The 6217-nt window shown below is 72.1% G+C and carries 6 protein-coding genes; 2 read left to right on the top strand and 4 right to left on the bottom strand.

The genetic code is table 11. The features are described from left to right. Positions 1-41 precede the first annotated feature (41 nt). Together ACSJJR_RS05175 and ACSJJR_RS05180 are read left to right on the top strand one after the other, a co-directional pair. Positions 42-749, top strand: coding sequence for a general stress protein (locus ACSJJR_RS05175; protein ID WP_435942440.1), 708 nt, complete (start codon positions 42-44; stop codon positions 747-749). Between the two features lies 1 nt (position 750). Next, positions 751-1608 carry a sugar phosphate isomerase/epimerase family protein gene (locus tag ACSJJR_RS05180; protein ID WP_435942441.1) on the top strand — a complete coding sequence of 286 codons (858 nt, stop codon included), beginning with the start codon at positions 751-753 and terminating at the stop codon, positions 1606-1608. 61 nt (positions 1609-1669) lie between these two features. Here the strand turns inward: ACSJJR_RS05180 and ACSJJR_RS05185 are convergent, their stop codons facing one another. From ACSJJR_RS05185 to ACSJJR_RS05200, 4 genes are all read right to left on the bottom strand, one after another. Then, complete coding sequence (locus tag ACSJJR_RS05185) at positions 1670-2602, bottom strand: cation diffusion facilitator family transporter (RefSeq protein ID WP_435942442.1); 933 nt, start codon at positions 2600-2602, stop codon at positions 1670-1672. Beyond that, on the bottom strand, positions 2599-2970 hold the full coding sequence (locus ACSJJR_RS05190; protein WP_435942444.1) for an ArsR/SmtB family transcription factor: 372 nt from the start codon (positions 2968-2970) through the stop codon (positions 2599-2601). The genes ACSJJR_RS05185 and ACSJJR_RS05190 overlap by 4 nt, the downstream gene beginning before the upstream one ends. Before the next feature lie 167 nt (positions 2971-3137). Continuing rightward, positions 3138-4739: an aminopeptidase P family protein gene (locus tag ACSJJR_RS05195; RefSeq protein ID WP_435942445.1), complete on the bottom strand. Its 1602-nt coding sequence runs from the start codon at positions 4737-4739 to the stop codon at positions 3138-3140. 73 nt (positions 4740-4812) lie between these two features. Then, a complete protein-coding gene (locus ACSJJR_RS05200; RefSeq protein ID WP_435941460.1) occupies positions 4813-6021 on the bottom strand; it encodes an IS110 family transposase in 1209 nt (402 codons plus the stop codon). Between the last annotated feature and the right edge of the window lie 196 nt (positions 6022-6217).

Consider the following 6217-nt stretch of genomic DNA (forward strand, 5'->3'; position numbering starts at 1 on the left):
TCAGGCCGCTGGTGCGCACGGACGCGTGGGACGATGGCCTCATGAGCCAGCCGCTGAGCACCTCGCCCGTGACCCGTGCCAGGACCATGCCCCAGGGGGAGGAGGTCGCCTCCTTCGCCACCTACCCGCAGGCCCAGGCCGCCGTCGACTCCTTGAGCGACGCCGGCTTCCCCGTCCAGTACCTCGCCATCGTGGGTACCGACCTGCGTCAGGTGGAGAACATCACCGGTCGTATGAGCTGGGGGCGTGCCGTCGCCTCGGGCGCGGCATCGGGCCTGTGGCTCGGCGTCCTTGTGGGCGCCATGCTCTCCTTCTTCGGCAACGCCCCCGCCGGTGGGGTGGGCTTCCTCATGGCGCTGCTCCTGGGGGTCGTGTGGGGAGTCCTCTTCCAGGTGGTCGGCTACGCCCTGACCCGTGGCCGTCGCGACTTCACCTCCACGAGCTCGGTCATCGCCTCGCGCTACTCCATCATCGCCTCCCACCAGGCCGCGCAGGCGGCCCAGGCCCTGGCCCAGGCGCCGGGCAACCTCGCCCGGGGCGGGGCCGCGGCGCGCCGTGCGGAGGAGCGGCGGGCCGCCCGCGAGGCCTCCCGGGCCGATGAGCCCACGGCCTTCGGCTCCCGACCGGACGAGCAGCCGCGCTTCGGTGTGCGCCTGTCCGACGTCGCCGAGCCCGGCAGCACGACGCCCGGGACGCCCGGGACGCCCGGGGCGCCCGGAGCCGGGACGGCCTCGGACCGGGAGGACTGACGTGGCCGTCCCCATCGGCCTGTCGACCTCCTCGGTCTACCCCGGCAACGCCACCGCGGCCTTCCGCACCGCTGCCGAGCTTGGCTACGACGGTGTCGAGGTCATGGTGTGGTCCGAGCGCGTGACCCAGGACGCCGCGGCCCTTGGCCGTCTCGCGCAGCACTACGGGCAGCCGGTGCTCGCCGTCCACGCCCCCACGCTCATCCTCACCCGTCCCGTCTTCGGGCCGGACCCGTGGGAGAAGATCGACCGCTCGGTCGAGCTGGCTGAGGCCCTGGGGGCCCCGACCGTCGTGCTGCACCCTCCCTTCTTCTGGCAGACCCGCTACGCGCGCCAGTTCGTGCGGGGCATCGACATGCGCGAGCAGACGGGCAAGGTGCACCTCGCCGTCGAGAACATGTTCACCTGGCGCCCGCGCCAGCCGCACTCGACCCGGGACTTCCAGGGCTACTCACCCACGTGGGACCCGGTGGGGCAGGGCTACCGCTCTGTCACCCTCGACATCTCCCACGCGGCCACCTCCGGCTCGGACGCGTTGGCCATGGCGCGTGCGCTGGGCCCGACGCTGCGCCACCTGCACCTGACCGACGGCGTGCCCGGCTTCCGCGACGACCACCTCCTGCCGGGGCAGGGCGACCAGGACTGCGCGGGCGTGCTCAGGCACCTAGCCGCCACCGGTTTCGAGGCCGGGGGCGGGCAGGTGGTCGTCGAGGTCTCCACGCGCGGGATGAGTGAGGCACAGCGGCGCGAGGCGCTGGCCTCCTCCCTGGCCTTCGCCCGTGAGCACCTGGAGGGCGCCGGTGACACGGGCTCGGTGCACGTGCCCGCCCCGACGCGGCGTCGCTACCGCCAGGGCTGAGAGCCCTGCGCCGCTCCCGGCGGGCGGGGGCGCGCCCTGCCCGCCGGCGAGCCGGCCGGGCTCAGGCGCAGGCCACGGGCTCGCGGTGGCCGGTCGGCTCGATCTGGAAGGTCGAGTGCTGGATGCGCACAGGGAAGTGCTCGGCGACGCAGGACTGCATGGCGCTGAGCAGGTCTGCCGTGGTCCCGGCCGCGTAGTGCTCGTCGGTGACGACGACGTGCGCGGTGAGCACCGGCAGCCCCGAGGCGACCGTCCAGGCATGGAGGTCGTGGACGGCGACGACGCCGTCGAGGTCCGTGAGGTGGCGGCGCACCTGTCCCAGATCGAGGTCCTGGGGGGTGAAGTCCATGAGGACGCCGCCGGCCGAGCGCAGCAGGGACACCGCCCGCGGCACGATGAGGGCGACGATGAGCAGGGAGGCGACGGCGTCGGCCTGCTGCCAGCCGGTGAGGGCGATGACCGCGGCAGCCACGACGACCCCGACGGAGCCGAGTGCGTCGTTGGCGACCTCGAGGAAGGCGGCGCGCATGTTGAGGCTGTCGCTCCGTCCTCCCGTGAGCACGAGCAGGCTGAGGACGTTGGCGACGAGGCCGACGACGCCCATGACGAGCATCGGGGCCGCTGCGACCGGGGAGGGGGACAGGATGTCGATGACTGCCCGCACCGCGACCACGAGGCCGACGATGGAGAGCATGCCGGCCTGGAGCGCGGCCCCGATGACCTCGGCGCGGCGCATGCCCCACGTGGAGTGGTCCGAGGCCGGGCGCTTGGCCAGCAGCGCGGCGGTGAGGGCGATGACGACCCCCGCCGAGTCGGTGGCCATGTGGCCGGCGTCGGCCAGCAGGGCGAGGGAGCCGGACAGGAGGGCGGTGACGAGCTCGGCGAGCAGGACCGTGGCGGTCAGGGCCAGCACGAGGCCCAGGCGCCTGGCCGAGGAGGCCGCGGCGTGGTCATGGCAGTGGCTGTGCGTGCTGTGGCCGTGCGCGGTGCTCATGCGCGGCCCTCCTCGGTGCCTCTCGGAAGTGAACGGGTGGCCTCGGCGAGCGCGCGGGCGCTGACGAGGACCGTGGTGAGCAGGTCCTCGTGCTCCAGGCGGCTGACGCGGCAGCGCCCGTGCGAGTGCGTGGAGATGAGCCTGGCCTCGCGCAGCAGACTCAGGTGCTGGGACACCGTGGACTGGGCGAGGCCAAGGTGCTCGGCGAGCTCGCCGACACGGTGCTCGCCGCCACGCAGGTGCTGGAGCACAGCCAGCCGCGTCGGGTCGGACAGGATGGCCAGGAGGGCGGCGAGGTCCCTCAGCTGCTCGACGGCCCCCGTGTCCAGGGTCCGGTCCGTGGGCAGCGGCTCATGAATGATCGTCATATACCGATGATATCGGTGTGTGACGAAATGTCTAGGGTGAGGACGGATCACCTGTGCGTGCACGGATCACCTCACAGACGCCGGTAGGTGATCCGCCGGCGTACAGGTGATCCGCCGGCGTACAGGGGGCCCGCCACAGCAGGCGTGAGCCGCCGCCCAGGACGGGGTCACTGCGCGAGCAGACCGCTCACCCAGGCCTCAACCTCCTCGACCCTGCGGGGGATCGCTGCCGTCAGGCGCTCAGCGCGACCATCCTCACGGATGACGACGTCGTCCTCGATGCGCACGGCCATCCCACGCATCTGCTCGGGCACGAGCAGGTCGTCCGCACGGAAGTACAGGCCGGGCTCGATCGTGAAGACCATGCCAGGCACGAGCAGGGCGTCCATGCTCATCTCACGGCGCGCCTGCGCGCAGTCGTGCACGTCCAGCCCCAGGTGGTGGCTCGTGCCGTGCACCATCCAGCGACGGTGGTACTGGCCGTCCGGGGCCAGGCTCATCTCCGGCGTCACGCCCTGCGGCAGCAGCCCCCAGTCGAACAGGCGCTGGGACAGCACCCTCATGGCGGCCGCGTGCAGGTCGCGGAAGCGCGCCCCCGGCTCGCTGGCCACAGCGAAGGACGCGTCCGCCGCCTCCAGCACCGCCTCGTACACGCGACGCTGCGGCTCGGTGAAACGGCCGTCCACCGGGATCGTGCGGGTGACGTCCGCCGTGTACAGCGAGTCCACCTCGACGCCGGCGTCCACGAGCACCATCTCGCCCGGGCGCACGGCGCCGTCGTTGACGATCCAGTGCAGCGTGTTGGCGTGGTCGCCACAGGCAGCGATCGTCTCGTAGCCCAGGCCGTTGCCCTCCTCACGTGCGCGCGCCCCAAAGGCCCCCTCCAGGACGCGCTCACCGCGCCAGTGCGCCGTCGCCCTCGGGATCGAGCGGATGAGGTCGTCGAAGCCCGCCTTCGTGGCGTCCACGGCCGCCTGGAGCTGGGCGACCTCCCAGGCGTCCTTCGTCAGGCGCAGCTCACTGGCAGCCTCGGCCAGGGCGTCATCCTCCTGCTGGGCCTCCTGCCCGACGGCCAGGCCCGCCGCCTGGCGCACCTGGTCCACCAGGGCCGTGACGGCGGAGTCGGCCTCCGCCAGCACCCGCAGGTGGACCGCCTCCACCCCCGCGTCCTTGGCCAGGGCGTCGCCCAGGGAGTCGATGTGCGCCGCGCGCACGCCGGTGGAGGCCTCGACCTCCTCCAGCGAGGGGCGCACGCCCACCCACAGCTCTCCGTAACGCGGGTCGGCGTAGAACTCCTCACTCGTGCGTGAGGCCCGCGGACGGAAGTAGATGACGGGCTCGTGGGAGGCCTGGCCCTGCGCCGGGGCCTGCCCCGGGGCGGTGAGCGGGTCCAGGACGAGGACCGCGTCGGGCTCGAAGTCCGTGCCCGTGCCCGCCAGGTGGGCGAAGGCTGAGTGCGGGCGGAAGCGGTAGTCGGTGTCGTTGCTGCGGACCTTGAGGGGCCCGGCCGGCAGCACCAGACGCTCGCCGAGGAACTGGGCGCCCAGACGGGCACGGCGCTGCGCGGCCCAGGGGGCGGCCTCGTTCAGAGACGGCAGGCCGGCAGGACGCGGGCCCCAGGAGGAGCCGATGAAGTCCTTGAAGGCAGGGTTCGTGGGCCGGTGGGAGCGGTTGTCACCCCGCTGCGCAAGCGTCTGCGGGTCCTGGGGCGCGGCCTCGTGCTGGGCGGCGCTGGTGGTGGGCTGGGCCTGGTGAGGGGACTGCGTCATGGCACGCATCCTCCCACTGCTGGGCGCGAGGCACGACGTCGGCCCCCACAGGGGGGTGCCCCTATGTGGTGTGTCAAGCGGCGGCGGGTAGTTTCGTGGCTGGTTGTGGGTCGTAGAGGGCTCCATCTCGGATCATGGCGTGCAGGGTCAGGATGCGGCGGTGGGCCAGGGCGAGAACGGCCTGGTTATGACGCTTGCCCTGGTCTCGTTTGCGCTGGTAGTAGGCCCGGGAGACGGGGTCGGAGCGCAGGGAGGCGAAGGCGGACAGGAACATGGCGCGCTTGAGCCTCTTGTTGCCGCCGTGGGAGACGTGCTCACCACGGATCGATGAGCCGGAGCGGCGTGTGACGGGAGCGAGCCCGGCGTAGGAGGCCAGCTGGGCGCCGGTGTCGAAGGTCTTGCCCAGGGTCTCGGCCAGGAAGACGGCGGCGGTCCTGACCCCGATCCCGGGCATGGAGATCAGGACCTCATAAAGAGGGTGGGCCTCCACCAGGGCCTCGACCTGGGCGGCGACATCGGCCCGCTGAGCGTGCAGGGCGATGAGCTGCCTGGCCAGGTGAGGTAGCACCGTTGCGGCGGCGTCGGTGCCGGCGACCACCACGGTCTGGTGCTCCAGGGCCGAGACGATCTGGCCGGCCCAGGTGGCGTGCCGCCTGCACCCGTGCTTCTTGAGCCTGGCGTCAATCCTTGCCTTGCCCGCTCGCTTCAGATCGGCTGGGGTGGGCCAGGCGGCGATGACCTCCAAGACGGCGTCGTGCTCCAGCCAGGGCCCCACCACGGCCTCGAGGGCGGGGTGGATCTGGGTGTACAGGCCCCGGATCCGGTTAGCGCTCTGGTTGACCTGGCGGGCCAGGTCCAGGTCGAATCCCGTGAGCATCGACAAGGCGGCCGCGTCCTCGTCCGAGGCGCTGACGGCTCTCAGGGTGTGAGGCATGCTCCTGGCCGCGCCGGCGATGACGGCCGCGTCCTTCGCGTCGGTCTTGGCGCTGCCCGGCGTCAGGTCGGCGATGCGTCGCATCGACAGTCCGGGCAGGTAGCCCACGGTGATGCCCATGTCCTGGGCCACCGCCACGGCCAGGGCCCCGATGGTGGCGGGCTGGTCGACCACCACCAGCAGCCTCCCGTGGTCGGCCAGCTTGCCGTAAAGGGAACGCAGACGTGCCTCGTCATTGGGAAGGGGCTTGTCGAGGACCTTCCGCCCGTCCCGGCTCAGGGCCGTGGCCCAGTGGTCCGTCTTGCCGACGTCGATGCCGATGAAGACCTCGATGTCCTCGATATCCATCTCTCCTGCCGCCTCTCGGTCAAGTCGATACGGGGCCAGCCGGTGGACGACCGGTTCCGCACCCACGTTACGAAAGACCTCACACGCGGTGGGTCGTTCCCCTTATCAGCGGTCACCAGCGTCCGGCTGCTGCGGGTGACAACACCCCCCGGATCATCTACGGACAGGGGCAAGACATCATGCCCACAGCAACTGG

This window comes from Actinomyces sp. W5033 (assembly GCF_051303165.1).

What these genes read in the sequence shown, in the direction of transcription:
- ACSJJR_RS05175 (WP_435942440.1), top strand. Translation starts at nt 42, where the DNA reads ATGAGCCAGCCGCTGAGCACCTCGCCCGTGACCCGTGCCAGGACCATG.
- ACSJJR_RS05185 (WP_435942442.1), bottom strand. Translation starts at nt 2,602, where the DNA reads ATGAGCACCGCGCACGGCCACAGCACGCACAGCCACTGCCATGACCAC.
- ACSJJR_RS05190 (WP_435942444.1), bottom strand. Translation starts at nt 2,970, where the DNA reads ATGACGATCATTCATGAGCCGCTGCCCACGGACCGGACCCTGGACACG.
- ACSJJR_RS05195 (WP_435942445.1), bottom strand. Translation starts at nt 4,739, where the DNA reads ATGACGCAGTCCCCTCACCAGGCCCAGCCCACCACCAGCGCCGCCCAG.
- ACSJJR_RS05200 (WP_435941460.1), bottom strand. Translation starts at nt 6,021, where the DNA reads ATGGATATCGAGGACATCGAGGTCTTCATCGGCATCGACGTCGGCAAG.